Here is a 20,877-nt window from a genome sequence, read left to right as displayed (position 1 = left end):
GCCGGTATGCCCTTGACGTACCCCATCGCGGAGCAGACGCTCGACAACGGCCTGCGGGTCGTCGTGAGCTCGGACCGCGCCGTCCCGATCGTCGCCGTGAACCTCTGGTACGACGTCGGGTCGCGCCACGAGCCGCCGGGCCTGACCGGCTTTGCGCACCTGTTCGAGCACTTGATGTTCCAGGGATCGCGCAACGTCGCCTCCGGTCAGCACTTCAGCCTGCTGGAGACGGCCGGCGCGAGTCTGAACGCGAGTACCTTCTTCGACCGCACCAACTACTTCGAGTCACTGCCCAGCGGCGGACTGGATCTCGCGCTCTGGCTCGAGGCGGACCGGATGGGCTACCTGCTCGACGCGGTCAACCAGGAGAACCTGGACAACCAGCGCGACGTGGTCAAGGAGGAGAAGCGGCAGAGCTACGACAACCGCCCGTACGGCGACTCGTACGAGCGGCTCGTCCGGCTCGCGTTCCCCGCGGACCACCCGTACGCGCACATGACGATCGGCTCGATGGAAGACCTCGACGCCGCGTCGGTCGAGGACGTGCACGCGTTCTTCCGCAAGTACTACGGCCCCAACAACGCCGTCCTGACGATCGTCGGGGACGTCTCCGTCGACGATGCGTTCGACGCCGCCAAGCGGTACTTCGGGCACCTGCCCGCGATCCCGCCGCCGCCGCCGGCACCGGACGGCACGATCGGCCCGCTCACCGAGGTGCAGCGCGACGACGTCGTGTCCGACGTACCGTCCGACCTGATCACGATGATGTTCCGGCTGCCGATGGACGGGACGCCGGAGCTGGACGCGGCCGGGCTCGCGCTCGACATCCTGGCCGCCGGCCAGAGCGGCCGGCTGAACCGCCGGCTGGTCCGCGACGAGCAGATCGCGCAGTCGGTGTCCGGGGGCGCGCTGCCGCTGATCGGCGGGGTCTCGTTCGGCACGCTGACCGGGATCGCGTCCGACGGCGTCGACCTGCAGAAGGTCGAGGATGCGCTGCTCGACGAGCTCGAGAAGCTGGCCGAGGACGGCGTCACCGAGGACGAACTGGCCACCGTGCAGGCGCAGGCCGAGCGGGACTGGCTGGAACAGCTGGCGACGTGCGCCGGCCGCGCCGACGAGATCTCCCACCACGCCCTGCTGTTCGACGACCCGAACCGGATCAACACGCGGATCGACCAGGTCCGCGCGGTGACCGTCGAGCAGGTCAAGAGCGCCGCGTCGCAGTGGCTGCGCGCCGCCGGGCGCGTCCAGGTCAGCTACCGCCGTGCGGAAACAGCTGAAGGAACCGAGGGAGAGCAGGCATGAACCAGGTTCTGACCACGCCGCCGGCGGTCGGCGCGCCCCGCCCGTGGAAGTTCCCGGCCGCCACCACCACGATCACCAGCGTCGGCGCACCGGTGCACGTCTTCGACCGCCCCGGCCAGTACGTCGCCACCGTCCGGGTCACGATCGCGATGCCGCTGATCGCCGAACCGCGTGAGCTCGAAGGCGTCGCGACGATCATGTCCCGCACCCTCGACGAAGGCACCGAGCTGCACTCGGCCAACGAGTTCGCAGCCGCGCTGGAACGGCACGGAGCGGCGTACGGCGTGGATGTCAGCTCGGACGCATTGCACGTAGAGATCTCGGTGCCGGTGTCGCACCTCGCGCCCGCTGTGGAGCTGCTCGCGGAAGCGATCACCCGGCCCGCGTTCAACCAAGCCGATGTCGGCCGGCACGTGACGATCCGGCTCGGCGAGATCAACCAGGAGCGGGCGAACGCGGGCTACCGGGCCCGTGAGGCGTTCGCGGCCCACCTGTTCGACCCGTCGACGCGGCGGTCCCGGCCGACCGCGGGGTCGCCGGACACGATCCGGCCGCTCACCAACGTGCAGGTGGCCGACTTCTACCGCAACAACATCGGCCCGGAGCGCGCTGAGATCCTGTTCGCGGGCGACGCGACCGGTGTGGACGTCGCCGCGATCATCGACCAGGCCTTCGCCGGTTGGACCTCCACGGCCGGTACGGCGCTGGCGACGCCGGAGCCCTTGTACATCCCGGGCAACCGCGTCGTCCTCGTCGACAGGCCAGGCTCGGTGCAGAGCCAGTTGCTGATCGGCTGCGCCGGCCCCGATCGCCGGGATCCCGCCTGGGGTGCGGCGGCGGTCGCGAACCACGTGGTCGGCGGCACGATCACCTCCCGCGTGGACACCGTGCTGCGTGAGGAGAAGGGCTACACCTACGGCACGCGGACCAGCTTCGCCGCGCCCCGCAAGGGCGGGACCTTCAGCCTCGGCGGCGCCGTCCGCACCGAGGTGACCGGGGCCGCGATCGGTGACGCGCTGCGGATCCTGCGGGAGGCTCGCGACGGGCTGACCGAGCAGGAGGTCCAGGAGGCGAAGGACAGCCTGATCCGGACCGCGCCGCTGCGCTACGAGCAGGCGGATTCGGTGGCCCAGCAGGTCGGCAGCAACATCGCGAACGGCGTACCGATCGACTTCGCCGACACCTACCTGACCCAGATCGCCGGCACCACCGCCGCCGAGGCCACCGAGGCCTACCGCCGGTACGTCGGAACCGACGGGCTACTGGTCGTCGTCGTAGGGGAAGCCAAGGATGTCCGCCCCCAGCTCGCCGAGCTGGGCAGTGACATCGTCGGCGACCTGGTCGACCAGAGCTGAGGACATCGCTGCTCCTCTGCGCGGCCACCGGCCCTGAGCAGAGGAGCAGCACCATGTCGTTCACCGAACGTCCCACCGACGCCACCGACCGGACCCACACCTTCTGGGCGCCGGGCACCTACCCGGTCCAGCCCGGCTTCCCGGACCAACCGGCGTACGGCGTGCTGCGCGACCACTCGGAGGCCACCGTCGCGCTCGTTCTCGGCGTACTCGCGCTGTGCACCGGTCTCCTGGTCGTATCGCCGGTCGCGTGGTGGCTGGGCAACCAGGCGCTCGCCGAGATCGACGCCGCGCCGGGCGTCTACAACAACCGGGGCATGGCTCAGGCCGGGCAGATCTGCGGCCTGATCGGCACGGTTCTGCTCGGCGCCGGCCTGCTCTTCCTGCTCGCGATGGTGGTGCTGTTCGCCGCCGCCTGACCTGGGCTCCGCCTGCGGCTCGGCTCAGCTGGTGATGTAGTTGGAGAGTTGCTCGCGCTCGAACTCGAGCTCGCCGATCCGGGACTTGACCACGTCACCGATGCTGACCAGACCGGCCAGGTTGCCGTCGACCACGACCGGGACGTGCCGGATCCGGCGATCCGTCATCAGCCGCATCAGGTTGTCGATATGCTCGTCCGGGGCGCAGGTGGCGACCTCGGCCGTCATGATCGCGCTCACCCGGACGTCGCCGGCCTCGGGGGTGCCGTTCCAGAGCCTGACGATGTCGCGCTCGGACACGATGCCGTCCACCGCGGACCCGTCCGAGCTGACCACCACCGCTCCGATGTTGTGTTCGGCCAGCAGTGCGAGCAGTTCGGTGACAGTGGCTTCTGGGGAGATGGTGACGACCTGGTTACCCTTGCCGCGCAGTACGTCGTTGATCTTCACGGAGCCTCCTGCAAATCGAAGGACCAATACCCCAAGGTAGCGAAAACCCGCCCCCAGCGGCAGCCCCCGCATGTCCCCACCCCTGACAACGAAAGACAATCCCCAACTCAGTTGCCTCCGGCATCAATCACCCCCGAACCCCCACAAAATGAAGGTTCTTTCCCATATGGTGGGTCGGGAGGTACAGATGGATTTGCTCGAACCGCCTCGTGTCGTCGAGCGGCCGCCGCAGGACTATCTCGGCATCCGCGTCGTCACGCCGTTCCGTGGCATGTTGAGCGTTCGTAATGAACTGATCGACGAGCTCAGTGCCTGGCTGCAACGGCAGAGCGTTGACGACCTCGGCATGTTCTTCCTCCGGCTGCATGTGATCGACATGAGCGGCCCGATGGACCTGGAGGTCGGCGTGACCACCCCCGGCCCGCGTGCCGGTGATGCTCGGGTGCGGCCCGCCACTCTTCCGGCAGGCCGCTACGCGACCCTCACCTACCGCAACCACTCGCTCCGCGCGAACCGCGCCCTCCTCGAGTGGGCCGGTGACCTCACGCTCGACCGCCGCGATGTCCCCGAAGGCGACCTGTTCGGCTGCCGGTACGAGGCGTTCCGCACGGATCCCCGCACAGAGCCCCGCAAGACGAAGTGGGAAGTCGAACTCAACATCCGTCTCGCCGACCCGCCCGGCTCCGGCCGCTGACACACCTCGCCCGTTCACGACCCCAGCCGCCCGGCCGCCCGCCGGAGCTCCGGGGCCGCAGGTCGGGCGGGGCTCTGCCCTCGGAAAACAGCAGGCCCGGTCGGCCTGGTAGCTCGTAGGATCGGCGGGTTCGGGTGGTGATCGAGGGAGTTGCGGGTGAGTTGGCGGCAGGATCTTGCGGTGCTGCGGCATCGGGATGTGCGGATCTTCATCTCGGCCAGGTTCGTGTCGCTGCTCGGCTCGGCGATCGCTCCGATCGCCCTGGTGTTCGCCGTACTTGACATATCCGACGAGGCCGGCGCTGTCGGCATCGTGCTCGCCGCGCGCAGCATCCCGAACATCGTCTTCCTGCTCATCGGCGGCGTGATCTCCGACCGGCTACCCCGGAATCTGGTACTCGTCGTCGCCAACACCGTCAGCGGCCTCACCCAGGGCCTCGCGGCCGTTCTGGTCCTGTCCGGCCACGCGACGATCTGGCAGTTGGCCGCAATCGAAGCCTTGAACGGCACCGCCGCCGCGTTCGTGATGCCCGCGCTCACCGGGATCCTGCCGTCGATTGTCGACCGTACGGAACTCCCCCAGGCGAACGCCGTCTCCGGCTTCGCCCGTTCGATCGCCCTGATCGGCGGCGGCGCGGTCGCCGGCGTGCTCGTCGGCTTCACCAGCCCGGGCATCGGGCTCGCGGTCGACGCCATCACGTTCCTGCTCGGCGCGTACTTGCTCGCCCGGCTGTCCATCCCGAGGATCGAGCGTCCGGCGAGCTCCGTGCTGACCGACCTGCGCGTCGGCTGGACCGAGTTCGTCTCCCGCCAGTGGGTCTGGGTGATCGTGCTCGGCTTCTGCCTGCTGAACGTGATCTTCGTGGCCTGCTACCGCACCCTCGGCCCGGTGATCGCCGACGACACCTTCGGCCGGACCGGCTGGGGCATCGCGAGCGCCTGCTTCGGCGTCGGCCTGATCGTCGGCGGCGTGCTGATGATCCGGGTCAAGCCCCGCTACCCGTTGCGGATCGGCATGTTCGGCATCCTGCTCGGCGCACCGATCATGGTCGTCCTCGCGCTCGCACCGAACACGATCATGGTCGCCGCGATGTCGTTCCTGGTCGGCATCAGCTACGAGATCTTCGGCATCGGCTGGGAGACCGCCCTCGGCCAGCACATCCCGATCGACAAGCTCTCCCGCGTCTCGTCGTACGACATGCTCGGTTCGATCATCGCCGTACCCATCGGCCAGCTGTCGGTCGGCGCCGTGGCAGCCGCCGCCGGCATCACCGCGGTCGAGTTGTACGGCGCCGCCCTGTACGTCGCCATCACCCTGGCAACCCTCGTCGTCCCGTCCGTCTGGCACCTCAGGCGAACCGAGTAGGCACGTAAGGTTGTGGTGTGAGCTTCATCGTGCCGGGGCAAGGGAAGAAGAACGAAGAGGTCATCGGCACGCGTGCCGGTGCCAAGCCGTTGGCTCCTGAGTCCGCCGCGCCGGTACCGATCGAGGAGCCGCCGGAGGTGGCGATCGCCGGCTGGCCGCCGGCGTTGCAGAAGGTGGTGGAAGACGACTTCCGCCGTACGAACGCTCTGGCCACCTACCGCTGGAAGACCGCCGACGCCGCGCTGGTCGACGTCGTCCGCGGCCTGGACGACCTCCTCGACCTGGCCGCCGACAGCATCCGCAACGACGAGCCACGACGCTCCCGCCGTCAGCCCCGCAAGGCCGCCGCGGCCGACGCCGCCGCCAAACTGCTGACCGAACTTCCCTTCGCCCAGGTAGCGGACCTCCTCGGCATCCCCGCCGACGAGATCGACCAGGCGATCGACAGCTTCGGCCATCCGCTCCGCCGCTCCCGGGCCGACCGCCGTACGGCGCTGCGAGCCATCAAGCAACTCCGCGTCCAACTCCAACAGGTCGAGATCACCCGGGACCACACCCGCCTGAACCGCCTGCTCAGCTTCATCGTCAGACTCATCCTGGTCCTCGCCACCGCCGTCGGCTCCCAATCAGCCGCCGCCCTGGTAGCAGGCGACGAACACCTGGACGCCGTCATCCAAACAGCCGTCGGCGCCCTGGCGGCATTCGCCCTGGAACGCTCCACCGGAGCCCTCCGCGACGCCTGGCACGAACACAAGCCGGCAACCATCGCAGCCCAAACTCACAAAGACCTCCTCGAGTCCCTGGCCGACACCAACGCCGACCACGACAAAGTCCTGGCCTTCCGAGTCCTCGTCCACTCCGCCCGAGCCTGGACAGCCTGCTTCCAACTCGACTGGCCCTTCACCCAAAAAATCGAATACTGGTCAGCCCTCGACGAAATCCCCGAAGCCCTCCACTCCGGAACCGGCCTCCAAGCCGTCCACGACCGCCTGCAAGCCTTGACCCCGAGCTGAGCACCCCCACGAGACCGTTGCCATAGACTCCTACTCTCGTGTGATGAACTGCGGTATGTGTTGAATGCAAGGGATCTACGCGCCGCCTCAGATCACAACATCGAAGCAGCAGTGGAGCACTTCGGTCGGCACGGCAACGACTCGGTCCTCACCCGGCAGCCGGGCGCCCTCTTCATCGCGGCCGCATCCGACTACGTCGGCGCCTTCCACAACGCAGCCTTGCGACTGACCCCGAACGTCGCCCCCGGACAATTGCTCAGCGAAGCGCAGGCATTCGGTCAGCTGCACCACCGAGACCTCATCGTGTGGGCCTCGACCCATCGCGACCAGGACCTGATCGAAGAAGCCCAAGCCAAAGGACTGCACCCTCAGTCCACCGCCCTAGGCATGGCGCTCCACATTCCGCCGCCCCCACTCTCTCCCTCCATGGCAGTAGACCTGACCCAGGTCGTCGACCAAGCCGGAGTCGAAGCCTTCGCCACGATCCACCGCCGCGTCTTCCACGACACCGGCCGAGACACCAAGGCCGTAGACCAGTTCGCAACACCGGAAGCCCTGATGGCCCCGAACGTCGCCGCGGTAGTCGCCAGCACAAACGGCACCCCCGTCTCCTGCGCAATGCTCATCCACACCGGCCCCACCGCCGGCATCTACTGGGTAGCCACCACCCCCACAGCCCGCCGCCAAGGCCTAGGCACCCTGGTCACCACCGCCACCACCCACCTCGCCTTCGACCAAGGCGCCGAAGTCACACTCCTACAGGCCACCACCCAAGGAGCCCCGATCTACCAACGAATGGGCTTCACCCCCTTCACCAACTACCTAAGATTCGTCCTCCCCCACACCGCACAACTCCAGTAGAACAGTCATCCCGCCCGGCCTGATCAACAGCCGCTGTACGGCGCGAGCACATGTCGGATCCACTTCCCGTCCCCCGCTCCCCGACCGCAACCACAGCAACCGGGTTCTCACGCGGGCGGCAGCCCGCACAACCATGGGCGGGCGAGGCGGCCTGCGTAGTACGCGATGGAGGAGCGCGCGCGTAGCAGGCCGCCTGGGGCGGTAGGTGTCAGCCCTTGATGGCTCCGCCCAGTGCGAACGCGCCGCCGAGCTTCTTGCTCAGGAGCAGGTACAGGAGCAGGACCGGCATTGTGTAGATGAGGGAGTATGCCGCCAGCTGTCCGTAGTTCGGTTCGCCGTATTGGCCGAAGAAGGTGAAGATGCTGACCGAGGCCGGCAGCCGCTCAGGGGAGAGCAGCAGCATGAACGGGACGAAGAAGTTGCCCCACATGCCGATGAAGGTGAAGATCGCGACCACCGCGATGCCCGGCCACATCAGCGGCAGGACGATGCGGCGCAGGGCCTGCATGTTGCTGGCGCCGTCGACCCAGGCGGCCTCCTCGAGGGACAGCGGTACGCCGTCCATGAACGTCTTCGTCAGCCAGATCGCGAACGGCAGCGACGACGTCGCCATGAACATGATCGTGCCGCCGAGGGTGTCGACCAGGTTCAGCTGCACGAACAGGCCGTACACCGGCACCATCACCGCGGTGATCGGCAACCCGGTGCAGAAGAGCACGGTCAGCAGGAACGGCCGGTTGAACTTCGACTTGAAGCGGGACAGCGGGTACGCCGCCAGCACCGCACAGACCATCGTGAGCAGAGCGGAGCCGCCGCACAGCACGATGCCGTTGAACACCGGCCGGTACGTCGTGTCGGTGTTCAGCACCGCCTTGAAGTTCCCCAGGGTCGGATGAGTCGGGAACTCGACCCGCAACCCCGCGGTCCTGTTGATCGACGCGAACAACACCCACAGCAACGGGAGCACGAACAGCACGCCGATCGCCAGCAGAACGAGGTTGGCGGACAACTTGCTGATCCGGTCGCGGGCTATCACGCTGCCTCCGAGTTCAATCCACGCAGGTAGATCAGCGAGAAGACCGCGCCGATCGCCAGCATCACCAGGGCGATCGCCGTGCCGTAGCCGATCTGGGAGAAGCTGAACGCCTGCTCGTACATGTACAGCGGCAGCGTCTGGCTCTTGGTGCCGGGGCCGCCGCGAGTCATCGCGAAGATCAGGCCGAACACGCTCAGCGTCTGCAGCGTGATCAGCATCAGGTTGGTCATGATCGCCCGGCTGATCATCGGCAGCGTGACGAACCACAGCCGCCGCAGGCCCGCCGCACCGTCCATCTCGGCCGACTCCTCGATCTCCTTGGGTACTTCGCTCAGTGCGGCGGAGTACACCAGCATCGAGAACGCCGTACCGCGCCAGATGTTGGCCAGCGACACCGCGATGATCGGTGCCGCGTACAACCAGTCCTGACCGGGCAGGCCGACGGCGTGCAGCATCACGTTCAGCGTGCCCTCGTCGTTGAAGAACGCGCTGAGCAGGTACGCCGCCACCACTTCGGGCAGCACCCACGCACCGATGACCGCCGTACCGACGAAGTTGCGGACCACCTTGGTGGACCGGCGCATCAGCAGCGACAGGCCGAGGCCGAGGGTGTTCTGGCCGATGATCGCGGAGATCAGCGTGAACACCAGGGTCAGCCAGATCGCGTTGGTGAACGCACCGCTGCCGAACGCCTTGCGGAAGTTGTCCAGCCCGACGAACTTCACGTTCGCCGCGCCGGTGCCGGTGAGCGCCATGTTCGTGAACGCGGCGTACACGCAGTAGATGATCGGGCCGGCCAGGAAGACCAGCATCAGGCCGATCGCCGGACCCAGCGGCAGCATCTTGAACAGCTTCGCGGCCCGCGGCTTCCCGCCCGCTCCGGAAGACTTACCGGAGGGAGCGGTGCCGGCCGCTGTGGGGGCGACTGTCGTCGTCACAGGGGAACTTCCTCGCCGGGCCGGGTTACTGGCCCTGGGTCGTCTTGTCCTTGCCGACGATGCCTTCGACCGCTTCGTCGTAGTTCTTCGCCGCGTCGTCGACCGACGACTGTCCGGTCATCACCGCCTCCATCGAGGTGATGATCTCGTTGGAGACCTTCGGGTACTCGGCGTACGCCGGCCGGTACACGGTGACCGAGACCAGGTCGGTGAAGAACTGCGTGCTCTGCGAGGAGCTCTTGTAGCCGGCGTCGGAGGCGACGTCCTTGCGGACCGCGATCTGAGCGCCGTCGGTCGCGTACTTGGCCGCGTTCTTCTGGGTCTGCAGGGTCTTGATCAGGTTCCAGGCCGCGTCCGGGTTCTTCGACTTGGCCGGGATCGCCCAGGTCCAGCCGCCGGACAGGCTGACCTTCCCCTTGCCGCCGCCGTCCTGCGTCGGCATCGCGGTCTGGCCCATCACCGTGGTCCACTGCGGCCACGGCTTCGCACCGGTCTTCTGCCAGTTGCCGTAGATCCAGGAGCCGTCCAGCGCGATCCCCAGCTTGCCGCCCGGCAGCAGCTCGGTCCCGACCTTGCTGCCCATGTTCGGGTCCAGCGCCTGCTTCGGCGACGGGCCGAGGCCCTCGGTGTAGACGGTCTTGATGAAGTTCAGCGAGTCCTTGTAGCCCTGGCTGCCGACGACCCACTTCTGCTGGTCGTTGTTGTACAGCGTGTCCTTCGTGCCGTACAGCAGCATCTCGAAGCCCTGCATGGCCGAGGCTTCACCCATCGGCTTGCCCGAGTACACGTTCATCGGGATGACGCCGGGGACCTTCTGCTTGATGGTGCGAGCAGCCGACAGTACGTCGTCCCAGTTCTTCGGCTGCCAGTCGGCGGGCAGCCCCGCCTTGGCGAAGATCTGCTTGTTGTACCAGAGCGCCCGGGTGTCGGTGCCGTCCGGGACGCCGTACGTCTTGCCGTCCAGCGCCTTGGCCGCACCCTTGGCGGTGTCCTCGAACTGGCTCCACTGGTCCCAGTTCTTGATGTAGTCGTCGAGCGGCCGCAGGTAGCCGGCGGTGATGTCGGAGTTGATCAGGAAGGTGTCCTCGTAGACCACGTCCGGCGCGGTGTTGGGCGACCGCATCATCAGCTGGAGCTTGGTGTAGTAGTCGTTCTCACTGGCCACGATGGGCAGGATCTCGACCGTCGACCCGGGGTTGGCCGACTCGTACTCGGCCTTGACGCCGGTGAGGAAGTTCTTCATCACCACGCCCGGGCCCCACTGCTGGTACGCGATCTTGATGTGCGCCGGTCCCGAGCTCTGCGAGCCGCCCGCCTCCGGCTGTTTGGTCGTCGAGCCCTGGCCGCAGGCCGAGACCGCCAGCAGCAGCGCACTCACCACAGCAGCTGCTTTGAAACGTTTCCTTGTCACCATCAGGTCCACCTTCGGGCAATCGTTGTCATCCCGGTACCACAGCCCAAACCCAGCGGGCTTTCCCGCGACCGTAGGAGTCCTGGGCCGCCGAAGTCAATGCTTGACAGACAACGTTGTCCGCGCAGGTACGCGGTAACGCGGTGACCGGTACGTAACAATCCGGTCACCGCGTTGTCATGACATTCAGACAGTAACTGGTTTCGCCTCGTGGCGGGCCTGTACGGCGCGCTGCGACCTCATCGCTCCGAGTGCACAGAGCGCGAATCCGGCGATCAGCCAGCAGCTGAGTACGACGAGCGGCCGAGCGGCCCCCGCACCGTCGAAGAAGCTGACCGAGCGCAGCGCAGTACCTGCGGCTCCGGGCGGCAGCAACTGCCCCAGCGTGCCCCAGCCGCTGGGCAGCATCTCGGGTGCACTCGTCATCCCGGACAACGGGTTGCCGAGCAGCATCATCACCGCGCCACCGAGCGCGAGACCGGCCGTCCCGAGCAGCCACTCCAGCCCGAGCAGCGTCAGGCTGATCGCCGCGATCGACATCCCGATCACGCCGGCGTTGCCGAGATAGCTGCCCTCGAACGAACCGAGCCAGTACTGCAGTACGGCGGCCAGCGCGAGCCCACCCGTGATCGCGAACGCGACCGCACCGATCATCCGCCTCGAACCGGACCGCACCAGTTGCGTCAGTGCGCCGGCGGCGATGATCCCACCGAGCACGAGCGGCAGCGCACCCGCGGCGAGACCGGCACCGCGCGGGTCGTCCTGCGGCAGCGGTACGACGTCCGTCACCTTCGGCGGGTTCTCCGGGGAGAGCCGGGCCGACATCTGCGTCAGCAGCTGCGCGACCACGGGACCGCCCGCGGAGGCGGTCAGCACCTCGGGCTGCGTCGCGTCGAGCACGATCGCGCCGTACACGTCGCGGTCCTGGATCTTCTGCACCGCGGCGGCCCGATCAGGTACGGCGGTGATCTCGAAGCCACCGGGCATCGCCTGGTCGAGGCCGGTCGTGACCTGCTGGACGGCCGGGGCTGGACCGGCGACGGCGAGCGGCAGGTCGCGTGGTTCGGACCGCGCGGCCGGCCAGGCGAAGGCGATCAGCAGGACGGTGAGCAGGACGGTCAGCAGCGTGATGACTGCGACCAGCGGCGGCCGGCGACGTTCGGCCGCGTGCACCTCAGCGGACATGGCGGGGACTCCTAACAAAACCGAATGACCGTTCTTTATTGTTTCGAGCCTGGAACATCCACGCCGACTTGTCAAGAACGGACATTCGTTTTATGTTCCGGACATGCCCAAGGTCACTGAGGAGCACCGCCTGGCCCGCCGACAGCAGATCGTCGACGCCGCCCGGCTCTGCGTGATCGAGCAGGGCTTCCACAAGACGACGATGGCCGACGTGATCCGCGCCTCGGGCCTGTCCGCCGGCGCGGTGTACGGCTACTTCAAGAGCAAGGAAGACATCGTCGCGGCGATCGCCGAGGACGCGCTGAGCACGATCGACGAGCTCTTCGAGAAGATCCTCGCCACCGACGAGCCGCTGTCACCGCTGGCCGCGCTCGAGGCGACGCTCAACCACGTGGTCACCGTCGCCGAGGCACCCGGCGGCGATGTCACCCGGGTCGCGGTCCAGGCCTGGGCGGAAGCCTTGCGCAACGAGTCGATCCACCGGACCGCCCGCGGCAAGTACTGCCAGCTGCGTGACCACTTCCTCGAGATCGCCCGCCGGGCCCAGGCCGACGGCACGGTTCCCGCCGACGCCGACCCAGCCGACATCGCGCAGGTCATGTTCGGCATGGTGCCCGGTTTCGTCCTGCAGCGCCTGCTGATCGGCGACGTCACGCCCGCCTCCTACACGGCCGGACTGCGCGCACTACTCCGTTCCTAGGTGGACTTTCATCTACCCTGAGCGGCGGTCCAGCACCATGGGGTGGCCGGTGCGCGCTCCGTAGCGTCATCGGCATGAAGAAACGGACGCGGGAAACAGTCGCCGGCACCGAGTACTCAGTCGTCCTCAACGACGTACGGCGGGTCTACGGCCGGGGCACCAACACCGTCACCGCCCTCAACGGCATCAGCATCAACTTCACGCCTGGCACCTTCACCGCCGTGATGGGCCCGTCCGGGTCGGGCAAGAGCACCTTCCTGCATTGTGCCGCCGGGCTCGACCGGCCCACCTCCGGCAGCGTCTACATCGACGGCCGGCCACTGGCCGGTCTGAGCGAGCGCAGGCTCACCGAGCTCCGCCGCGAGCGGATCGGGTTCGTGTTCCAGTCCTTCAACCTGCTGCCCGCGTTGACCGTCTGGCAGAACGTCACCCTGCCGCAGGAACTCGATGGCCGCCGCGTGAACCGCGCCGCGGTCCGCGAGGTCCTCGACCGGGTCGGCCTCGGCGACCGGCGCAAGCACCGTCCCGGTGAACTGTCCGGTGGCCAGCAGCAACGCGTCGCCATCGCTCGCGCCCTGGTCGCCCGGCCGGCCGTGATCTTCGCCGACGAGCCCACCGGCGCTCTCGACACCCAGACCGCGGCCGACGTACTCGAGCTGCTCCGCGAGCCCGTCCGTACGCAGGGCCAGACGGTCGTGATGGTCACCCACGACCCGGTCGCCGCGTCGTACGCCGATCAGGTGGTCTTCCTGGCCGACGGCGTCCTGGCCGGCAGCCTCACCGCGCCGACGGCCGAAGAGGTCGCCGACCGGATGACCCACCTCGGCGCGCGGTCCAAGCTGAAGGCGGTAGCGGGATGATGCGCCTGGCAGTCCGCACCTTGCGGCACCGCAAGAGCGGCTTCATCGCCACCTTCGTCGCGGTCGTCTTCGGCACCGCGATCGTGATGGCCTGCGGCGGCCTGATGGAGACGGGGATCCGTTCCAACGTCGAGCCCACCCGGCTCGCCGCCGCCTCACTCGTGGTCACCGGCAATCAATCTCATCTGCGCCCGGGAGCTGAGGACGCGACCCCGCTGCCCGAGCGGGTCGGCGTACCGATCGACCTCGTCGCCAAGATCCGTTCTGTGCCAGGCGTTTCGGCCGCGATCGGCGACCTCACGTTCCCAGCGATCGGTGGTCCGGTTGCTGAAGGCCACAACTGGTCCTCGGCCGCGCTTGCGCCGTACAAGCTGACGTCCGGTCACGCGCCGCGCGCCGGCCAGGTAGTGATGACTGGCGCCAAAATGGGAAGCCGGGTCACCTTCCTGATCGACGGCGAGCCGTCGACCTTCACGGTGAGCGGGTCGGCTACCGGACCGACGGGTCATGCATTCTTCTCCGACCGCGAGGCGGCCGAGCTGGCCGGCAACCCCGCCCGCTTCGCCGATGTCGGCGTACTGGTTGCCCCTGGCACCAACGTCGACGACGTGAAGGACCGGATCAAGGCTCTCGATGGCGAGATCACCGTCCGCGCCGGGATCGACCGCGGACTGGCCGAGCACCCGGACGCCGAGTCGCACCGGACCGCGCTGATTTCGATCGCCGGCTCGTTCGGCGGGATCGCGACGATGACGATGATGTTCGTGGTCGCGTCCACGCTGGCGTTGTCCGCCCAGCACCGCGAGCGCGAGTTCGCGCTGCTCCGCGGCATCGGCACGACGCCTGGCCAGGTCCGGCGGATGATCCTCGGCGAAGCGATGCTCGTGTCGCTCCCGGCGGTCGCGCTGGGCGCCGTACCCGGGATCTTCCTCGGCCGGTTCCTGTTCGAGCAACTCGGCTCGCACGGCGTCGCGTCGCCGGTCGTCGAGTTCTCCCAAGGCCTGATCCCGTTCGCGGCCGGTGCGGGTGCGGCCGTTCTCGCGGCCATCGGTGCCGCCCTGATCGCGGCTCGCAAGTCGGCGAAGATCCGGCCGGTCGAGGCGTTGATGGAGGCGTCGCTGCAGCGGAAGTGGTTCAGCTGGGTGCGCTTGCTGTTCGGTCTGGCGTTCCTCGGTGGCGGCCTCGCGCTGCTGATCGTTACCGCGACCGTGATGACAGGTCCGCTCGCCGGTGCAACTGCCGGCCCATCGATCCTGTGCTGGGCCATCGGTGTCGCGCTGCTCGGGCCGTTCTGGACCAAGGCAGTCCTCGCGGTGTGGCGCTGGCCGGTGCAGGCACTGACCCGGGTCAACGGACGCCTCGCGATCCGCAACGTCACGGCGCGTTCGGTGGCGATGTCGGCCGCGGTGATGCCGGTGATGCTTGCCGTCGGCATCTCGACCGCCAACCTCTACATGCAGACCACGCAGGTCCACGCGTCGTCCGAGGCGTTCACGCGAGACCTGCGGGCGGACGCCGTACTGGTCTCGGACGCAGGCCTGTCCCCCACGGTGCTGAGCCAGGTCCGTGCGGTGCCGGGTGTCACGAGTGCGTCGGCGTTCGTCACCAGCCTGGGAACGATCGACGAGCCCCGCAACGCTCCGTTCGACGAGGACGGCGCTCCGCTGATCGGCGTGGATGCCCAGGGCGCGGACGGTACGGCGCCGGTGCGGCTGACGCATGGATCACTCGCCGGCTTGACCGGGTCGACCGTCGCTCTGCCGGACTATGTGGCCGGGAAGATCGACCGCCCGGTGGGCTCGACGATCAGCATGACGTTGGGCGACGGCACCGCGGTGACACTGCGGGTGGTCGCGACCTTCGCGGCCGAGCGCGGCTACGAGAGCATCATCCTGCCCGCTTCGCTCGTCGCCGCTCACACCACGGACGGACTGACCAAGCAGATCCTGGTTCGCACCGCACCGGGTACCGACGTACGACCGGCCCTGACCAAGCTCGCCGCCGCGCATCCCGGCGTACAGGTCGCCGACCGGGACAGCCTGGTTGCTGCCAACGCGGAAGACCTGCAGACACAGGCGTGGGTCAACTACATGCTCGTCGGGATGCTGATCGCCTACACCGCGGTCTCGGTTGTCAACACTCTCGTCTCGACCACGTTGCGCCGGCGCCGCGAGTTCGCCCTCCAACGCCTCACCGGATCCACCCGCGGCCAGGTCCTCCGCATGCTGTGGACGGAAAGCACCCTGGTCACCCTGGCCGGCATCACTCTCGGCACGCTTGTTGCCCTGGCCTGCCTCCTCCCCTATTCGGCCAAGGTCTCCACCAGCGCCATCCCGACCGGCCCGTTGTGGATCTACGGCGTGATCGTCGGAGCCGCCACGCTCCTCACCTTCGCCTCAACCCTGCTGCCCGCCACCACAACCCTCCGCCACTCCCCCACCCAGCCAACCCACGCGGACTGAAGCCGGCCCGCTGAGCTGGAGGGTTGCCCCCTCGGATTCTCAGGGGGCAACCCTCCATGTGAGGGGATGCCCACCGCCCTGGAGGGTTGGACCGCGATCGTGCTAACGGGCCGGGGTAGGCTCTGCGACGGGTTGGAGGGCGATGGTCGTGGCCTGGACGATGCCGGCGTTGGTGCGGAGCCAGCCGGAGAGGACCACCTGGAGGTCCTCGAGGTCGCGCTCCTCGAGGATGACGCCGGGGACCGGAACGCTCGCACCGAGCTCAGCCAGAACGGGACGCAGATGCTGGTCCGCGAGCAGCTTGTGGCTCGGCGCCGCGGAGACCGTCACAGGCACAACGACCGCGCCCGCCAGAGCCTGCGGTCGCAGGACGTCCAGGAAGCTCTTCAGCAGACCGGTGTAACTGCCCTTGTACACCGGCGTCGCGACCACGATCACCGAGGCCGACGACACCAGATCGATCGCGCTCTCCAACGCCGCGCGCTCCTTGTCCGCGGCCCGCTCCCCCTGGAAGATCGCCGGTGCGAACGTCACCAGGTCGATCAGTTCGTCGATCCGGTACGGCGTACCGAGCTCGGAGGCGAGCAACTCCGCCACGGACGCCGCCGCGGCCGCGGTCCTGGACCCGGGCCGGGGGTTGCCGACCACGGTGACAACAGACTGCGGCCAGACCGGAGGATCCGGTACGACCTGCGGTTCGAACGCGACTGAGGGCATCTGACCCAACTCCTGAACTCGGCAAGTGATGGATCGAGCGTAGTTAAAGTCGAGCTTGCTACTTGACTTTCTCAGTATCCGAACGCCGGGCCCGGATCTTGACCGCCACGAACCACACCACCGCCGCCACCGCACCGGCGATCACGAACTTCTGGAAGATGCCCACCGAGGACTCCACCACATGCCAGCGCTCACCAAGCTGATAGCCGGCAACGATCAGCAACGCGTTCCAGACCAGGCTGCCGACCGCGGTCAGCGCCAGAAACAACGCCACCGACATCCGCTCCACCCCGGCCGGAACCGAGATCAGACTGCGCACGACCGGGACCAGCCGGCCGATCAGCACTGCCTTCGGCCCGTGCCGGGTGAACCACTCCTCGGCCTTGTCGACGTCCTGCACCTTCACCAACGGCAGCTTGCCGGCGACCGCCCTGGTCCGATCCCGGCCGAGCCCGGCGCCCACGCCGTACAGGGCGAGCGCGCCGACGATCGAGCCGAGCGTGGTGAAGAGGATCGCGCTGACCAGCCCGAGATCACCGCGGCTGGCCGCGAACCCGGCCAGCGGCAGGATCACCTCACTGGGCAGCGGCGGGAACAGATTCTCCAGCGCGACCGCGAGCCCCGCTCCTGGCGCTCCGAGTCGCTCCATCAGGTCGATGGCCCAGCCGGCCACTCCTCCGGTCGGTTCCTGTGTCGCCTGCAGCGCGGCCATCATCACCTGATTCGTCGTGTGCATGCCGACGACGCTAGGCCCGCGCGTACCACTCACACACTGTGGCCAACCGCCGTCTCGGGGTCGGGCCTTCCACCGTACCGACCGGGGGAAAACCCAACCCCGTCAGGCGAAACGAGGTCCGAGGAACAACCCTCCGGTGGCGTCCACCGTCTGGCCGGTGACCCAGCGAGCCGCGTCGGACGCGAGGAACGCGACCACCTCGGCGACATCCTCGCCCCGACCGAGCCGTCCGAGAGCGGTCTGCTGCGTGACGAAGTCGACCAGCCCCGGGGTCTCGAAGAACGCGCCGTTCGCCTCGGTCCGGGTCGCGCCGGGCGACACCGCGTTGACGGTGATGCCACGACGGCCCAGCTCCTGGGCGAGTGTGAGAGTCATCGTCTCGACCGCACCCTTGGTCATCGCGAACGACGTCTGGACGGGGTTCGCCATCCGGGTCGCGGCGGACGAGATCGAGACGATCCGACCGTCGTCGGCCAGGACCGGAAGCAGCCGCTGGATCAGGAAGTACGGCGCGCGCACGTTGACCGCGAACAGCCGGTCGAACGCGTCCACGGTGTCTGTCTCGAGCGGACCCGCCGGCGGCGCGGCAGCGTTGTTGACCAGGATGCCCAAGGACCGCCCCGACAGACCTTCCGAGAGCTGCCCGAACACCTCGTCGACGTCACCCGCGACACCGAGCTCGGCGCCGACCAGGAATCCGCGACCGTCGATGCGCTCGAGGGTCTCCTCGGCGCCGGCCTTGTCGCTGTTGTAGTGCACCGCGATCTCGACCCCGTCCGCGGCCAGCCGTTCCGCGATCGCGCGGCCGATCCCCCGCGACGCCCCCGTTACCAACGCCACCCTGCCGATCATGTTAGAAACTATCATGTTGTTAGTATCTACCACATGAACCTGAAGGACCGCCAGCGTGCCGAGACCCGGCAGCGGATCCAGCGGCACGCGATCCGGCTGTTCGAGGAACGCGCGTACGACGCGACGACGGTGAACGACGTCGCGGTCGCCGCCGGCGTCTCCGCGATGACCGTCTACCGGCACTTCCCCACCAAGGAAGACCTCGTCCTGTACGACGACCTCGACCAGCTGGCCGCGGCGACGATCAGCGAACTTCCCACCACCGGATCGTTGGCAGACCGGATCGGTCGGACGATGCTCGCGACGTTCGACCTGACCACCGGACCGGATCGAGAGCTCCTGCTCGCCCGGCTGCGACTGATGATCTCGACACCAGCCCTCCAAGCCCGCCACCTCGACAGCCAGAACCGACTGCAGGAAGCGTTCGTCACCGCGCTCCGCGCCGACTCGTCCGGCCCGGTCTTCGAGTTCCAGACCCGCGCGGCCGCCAGCGCCTGTCTGGGAGTCGCCCACGTCGCCCTACTTCGCTGGGCCTCCGAAGACGGTAAGACCAGCCTGCCCGACCTCTTCCGCGACGCCTTCAAGGCGACCTTCGACCACGAACTCAGCCGGTAGACGGCGTATATTCCTCATATGGCAAGTACGTTCGAGGTGCTGGCGGAGCCCCGGCGCCGGGAGATCCTGGATCTGCTGCGGACCGGCGAACGGCCGGTCGGCGAGCTCGTCGACGAACTGTCGCTCAGCCAGCCCGCGGTCTCGAAGCATCTGAAGGTGCTCCGCGACGCCGGTCTGGTCGAGGTCCGCCGGGAGGCCCAACGCCGCTGGTACCGCCTCAGCCCGGGCCCGCTCGCCGAGATCGACACCTGGCTCGAGCCTTACCGCGACCTCTGGCGCACCCGCCTGGACGCCCTCGAAGCCCATCTCGACACGATGGACTGAGCGACGGCCCGGAGTTGGGTCCGGGCCGCGCTGGTCGGATGGGCCGACGACGGGTTGCTTCAGGTGAGCTCGGGGACGTGAAGATGGGCGAGGACGAGCTCGAACTCGCCGACGTCGACCATCTCGGCGCCGGCGTCCTTCGCGGTCGCCGACCGCATCGACGCGGCGGCCTCCCGGTTCGAGTCCATGGCCTCCTGGGAGTCGTACGTGACCGACGAGACCGCCCGGCCGGACGCGCGGTCCACCAGCAGGCTCGCGCTGCAGAAGCCGGCCAGGTCCTCGAGCCGCGGCAACGACGCCAGCCGGTAGACGTCGATCGCCCGGTCCAGCGTCGCGGGGTCGACCTTCACCCAAGTGGCCCGGACGCAGGCGCCTGCGACCGAACGGTGGTCACGGTGCATGACGGCGATCTCCCACTCCTGCACCATCGGGCTGCCACCGAGCGTCCGCGCGAGCCGGTCCCGGACCGACCAAAGCTCTTGGTCGGTGGCCCGCATCGCCATCTCCGACCGCCAGGCACTCGTGGCGATGCACCGGCCGGACTCCCTGTCGATCATCATCGACAGGCCGACACAGCCGTCCATCTCCAGGAGCGAGGGCATTACCTCGTCCCGCACCTGCGCGACACCGGCGTCGATCGATGCCGACAGGGCGTTGATCGTGGTGGAACGTGCGTACACGACCCACCCCCTCATCTCAGGGCAGCACCCCGCCGGCGCCGCCGGTCACAACCCACACTCCTCCGCGCGTCCGACCAGCACAAGGGACTGATGATTGACTGGCCCTATGGGACTCCCGAGCACCTCCGACGCCGAGCTCGGCCAGGCTCGCGCCACCCGCTGGTGGATCCGCGGCCGACGGATCGGATCGATCGAGCGCGCCGCGAGGTTCGTCGACGACGTCGGTTTCGCGCTGCTCTTCCCGGCACCGCGAGCCGTCGTCCCGTCGCTGTGGGAGGCGGTCGCCGGCGAGGACGAGGAGCCGTTCGGTAGCGGCATGGGCACGAACGAGCAACGTGTCTGGACCTGGAAGGACGAGCTGCCCCGGCGAGGGCTCGCCTGGTACGGCGCCTACCTCGGCGGCCGTGGATCGTTCTTGTCGCCGGAGTTGCTGACCGCGCTCTACCCAGCCGCGGGCGACCCCGGCGACCACCTGTTCCTGAACCTGTCTCCGACCGCACACGAGATCGCCGACGCCATCGCGGCCGAGCCGTTGCCGAGCGCAACCCTGCGGGCGTTGGTCGGTGATCGCAGCCGCTATCAACGGGCGATCACCGAGCTGCAGCGCACCCTGCTGGTGACCACAGCCGGTGTCCACGAAACCGGATCCGGCTGGCCGGCCGCGATGATCTCACTCACCTGTCACCAGTTCGACATCGGTGGCGCGGCCGACCATGCGCTCGCGACCCGACGGTTCCTGGACACCATGCTCGCCACCACGGCAGGCGAACTCGCCCGCGCCTTCCGCTGGCCGGTGGCGACAGCGCGAGCCCGCTTGGAGCAACAGGTCGAGCTCGGCAACGCGAGCTTCGACGGCACCCGGTACTCGTCCAGTCACCCGTAGCGCACCGAGAACCTGT

The 20,877-nt window shown here is 68.2% G+C and carries 22 protein-coding genes; 13 read left to right on the top strand and 9 right to left on the bottom strand.

Annotation, left to right across the window (positions count from 1 at the left end; genetic code table 11):
- Nucleotides 1–6: 6 nt before the first annotated feature.
- From ACZ3HV_RS14995 to ACZ3HV_RS14985, 3 genes are read left to right on the top strand one after another with little or no spacing between them, the layout of a single operon-like run.
- Nucleotides 7–1,305, top strand: a complete 1,299-nt coding sequence (locus ACZ3HV_RS14995) for a M16 family metallopeptidase (RefSeq protein ID WP_465684563.1) — start codon at nucleotides 7–9, stop codon at nucleotides 1,303–1,305.
- Complete coding sequence (locus ACZ3HV_RS14990) at nucleotides 1,302–2,660, top strand: M16 family metallopeptidase (protein ID WP_465684561.1); 1,359 nt, start codon at nucleotides 1,302–1,304, stop codon at nucleotides 2,658–2,660. Before ACZ3HV_RS14995 ends, ACZ3HV_RS14990 begins: the two co-directional genes overlap by 4 nt.
- Nucleotides 2,661–2,713: 53 nt before the next feature.
- Nucleotides 2,714–3,079, top strand: coding sequence for a DUF4190 domain-containing protein (locus tag ACZ3HV_RS14985; RefSeq protein ID WP_360377943.1), 366 nt, complete (start codon nucleotides 2,714–2,716; stop codon nucleotides 3,077–3,079).
- A 24-nt stretch (nucleotides 3,080–3,103) separates the two neighbouring features.
- On the opposite strand, the gene ACZ3HV_RS14980 is transcribed toward ACZ3HV_RS14985, so the two are convergent.
- A complete protein-coding gene (locus tag ACZ3HV_RS14980) occupies nucleotides 3,104–3,529 on the bottom strand; it encodes a CBS domain-containing protein (protein WP_360377940.1) in 426 nt (141 codons plus the stop codon).
- Between the two features lie 187 nt (nucleotides 3,530–3,716).
- Here ACZ3HV_RS14980 and ACZ3HV_RS14975 point away from each other — a divergent pair, with 187 nt between their 5' ends.
- The 4 genes from ACZ3HV_RS14975 (at nucleotide 3,717) to ACZ3HV_RS14960 (ending at nucleotide 7,462) form a co-directional block, all read left to right on the top strand.
- Nucleotides 3,717–4,223 carry a GyrI-like domain-containing protein gene (locus tag ACZ3HV_RS14975; RefSeq protein ID WP_465684558.1) on the top strand — a complete coding sequence of 169 codons (507 nt, stop codon included), beginning with the start codon at nucleotides 3,717–3,719 and terminating at the stop codon, nucleotides 4,221–4,223.
- Between the two features lie 156 nt (nucleotides 4,224–4,379).
- Nucleotides 4,380–5,588, top strand: a complete 1,209-nt coding sequence (locus ACZ3HV_RS14970) for an MFS transporter (RefSeq protein ID WP_465684556.1) — start codon at nucleotides 4,380–4,382, stop codon at nucleotides 5,586–5,588.
- A gap of 17 nt (nucleotides 5,589–5,605) precedes the next feature.
- Entirely contained in the window at nucleotides 5,606–6,601 is a 996-nt protein-coding gene (locus tag ACZ3HV_RS14965) for a hypothetical protein (protein WP_465684554.1), read from the top strand.
- Between the two features lie 111 nt (nucleotides 6,602–6,712).
- Nucleotides 6,713–7,462 carry a GNAT family N-acetyltransferase gene (locus ACZ3HV_RS14960; RefSeq protein WP_465684552.1) on the top strand — a complete coding sequence of 250 codons (750 nt, stop codon included), beginning with the start codon at nucleotides 6,713–6,715 and terminating at the stop codon, nucleotides 7,460–7,462.
- Between the two features lie 208 nt (nucleotides 7,463–7,670).
- Here the strand turns inward: ACZ3HV_RS14960 and ACZ3HV_RS14955 are convergent, their stop codons facing one another.
- From ACZ3HV_RS14955 to ACZ3HV_RS14940, 4 genes are all read right to left on the bottom strand, one after another.
- Nucleotides 7,671–8,498, bottom strand: a complete 828-nt coding sequence (locus ACZ3HV_RS14955) for a carbohydrate ABC transporter permease (RefSeq protein ID WP_360377925.1) — start codon at nucleotides 8,496–8,498, stop codon at nucleotides 7,671–7,673.
- Nucleotides 8,495–9,436, bottom strand: a complete 942-nt coding sequence (locus ACZ3HV_RS14950) for a carbohydrate ABC transporter permease (RefSeq protein ID WP_465684549.1) — start codon at nucleotides 9,434–9,436, stop codon at nucleotides 8,495–8,497. Before ACZ3HV_RS14950 ends, ACZ3HV_RS14955 begins: the two co-directional genes overlap by 4 nt.
- Before the next feature lie 25 nt (nucleotides 9,437–9,461).
- Nucleotides 9,462–10,850, bottom strand: a complete 1,389-nt coding sequence (locus ACZ3HV_RS14945) for an extracellular solute-binding protein (RefSeq protein WP_465684547.1) — start codon at nucleotides 10,848–10,850, stop codon at nucleotides 9,462–9,464.
- A gap of 183 nt (nucleotides 10,851–11,033) precedes the next feature.
- Nucleotides 11,034–12,032: a hypothetical protein gene (locus ACZ3HV_RS14940; RefSeq protein ID WP_465684545.1), complete on the bottom strand. Its 999-nt coding sequence runs from the start codon at nucleotides 12,030–12,032 to the stop codon at nucleotides 11,034–11,036.
- Nucleotides 12,033–12,135: 103 nt separating this feature from the next.
- On the opposite strand from ACZ3HV_RS14940, the gene ACZ3HV_RS14935 reads away from it, so the two are divergent.
- The 3 genes from ACZ3HV_RS14935 (at nucleotide 12,136) to ACZ3HV_RS14925 (ending at nucleotide 16,054) form a co-directional block, all read left to right on the top strand.
- Entirely contained in the window at nucleotides 12,136–12,732 is a 597-nt protein-coding gene (locus tag ACZ3HV_RS14935) for a TetR/AcrR family transcriptional regulator (RefSeq protein ID WP_360377917.1), read from the top strand.
- Nucleotides 12,733–12,806: 74 nt separating this feature from the next.
- On the top strand, nucleotides 12,807–13,592 hold the full coding sequence (locus tag ACZ3HV_RS14930) for an ABC transporter ATP-binding protein (protein ID WP_465684542.1): 786 nt from the start codon (nucleotides 12,807–12,809) through the stop codon (nucleotides 13,590–13,592).
- Entirely contained in the window at nucleotides 13,589–16,054 is a 2,466-nt protein-coding gene (locus tag ACZ3HV_RS14925; protein ID WP_465684540.1) for an FtsX-like permease family protein, read from the top strand. The genes ACZ3HV_RS14930 and ACZ3HV_RS14925 overlap by 4 nt, the downstream gene beginning before the upstream one ends.
- 102 nt (nucleotides 16,055–16,156) lie before the next feature.
- Here ACZ3HV_RS14925 and ACZ3HV_RS14920 read toward each other — a convergent pair whose 3' ends face one another.
- The 3 genes from ACZ3HV_RS14920 to ACZ3HV_RS14910 all read right to left on the bottom strand — a co-directional run bounded on the left by ACZ3HV_RS14920 (nucleotide 16,157) and on the right by ACZ3HV_RS14910 (nucleotide 18,359).
- Nucleotides 16,157–16,771, bottom strand: coding sequence for an NADPH-dependent FMN reductase (locus tag ACZ3HV_RS14920; RefSeq protein WP_465684538.1), 615 nt, complete (start codon nucleotides 16,769–16,771; stop codon nucleotides 16,157–16,159).
- A 58-nt stretch (nucleotides 16,772–16,829) separates the two neighbouring features.
- A complete protein-coding gene (locus tag ACZ3HV_RS14915) occupies nucleotides 16,830–17,507 on the bottom strand; it encodes a DedA family protein (protein WP_465684536.1) in 678 nt (225 codons plus the stop codon).
- 102 nt (nucleotides 17,508–17,609) lie between these two features.
- Complete coding sequence (locus ACZ3HV_RS14910) at nucleotides 17,610–18,359, bottom strand: SDR family oxidoreductase (protein WP_465684534.1); 750 nt, start codon at nucleotides 18,357–18,359, stop codon at nucleotides 17,610–17,612.
- Nucleotides 18,360–18,392: 33 nt separating this feature from the next.
- On the opposite strand from ACZ3HV_RS14910, the gene ACZ3HV_RS14905 reads away from it, so the two are divergent.
- On the top strand, nucleotides 18,393–18,974 hold the full coding sequence (locus ACZ3HV_RS14905; RefSeq protein ID WP_465684532.1) for a TetR/AcrR family transcriptional regulator: 582 nt from the start codon (nucleotides 18,393–18,395) through the stop codon (nucleotides 18,972–18,974).
- An 18-nt stretch (nucleotides 18,975–18,992) separates the two neighbouring features.
- The gene (locus ACZ3HV_RS14900) at nucleotides 18,993–19,298 is read left to right on the top strand and encodes an ArsR/SmtB family transcription factor (RefSeq protein ID WP_360377898.1); all 306 of its coding nucleotides are present in this window, start codon (nucleotides 18,993–18,995) and stop codon (nucleotides 19,296–19,298) included.
- A 59-nt stretch (nucleotides 19,299–19,357) separates the two neighbouring features.
- Here the strand turns inward: ACZ3HV_RS14900 and ACZ3HV_RS14895 are convergent, their stop codons facing one another.
- Entirely contained in the window at nucleotides 19,358–19,978 is a 621-nt protein-coding gene (locus ACZ3HV_RS14895) for a hypothetical protein (protein ID WP_465684530.1), read from the bottom strand.
- Nucleotides 19,979–20,084: 106 nt separating this feature from the next.
- Between ACZ3HV_RS14895 and ACZ3HV_RS14890 the strand changes: the two genes are divergently transcribed.
- On the top strand, nucleotides 20,085–20,861 hold the full coding sequence (locus ACZ3HV_RS14890) for an AlkZ-related protein (RefSeq protein ID WP_465684528.1): 777 nt from the start codon (nucleotides 20,085–20,087) through the stop codon (nucleotides 20,859–20,861).
- Nucleotides 20,862–20,877 lie beyond the last annotated feature (16 nt).

The sequence above is a fragment of the Kribbella sp. NPDC020701 genome (assembly GCF_055562215.1).
This window is presented reverse-complemented; position numbering and strand designations above follow the sequence as displayed.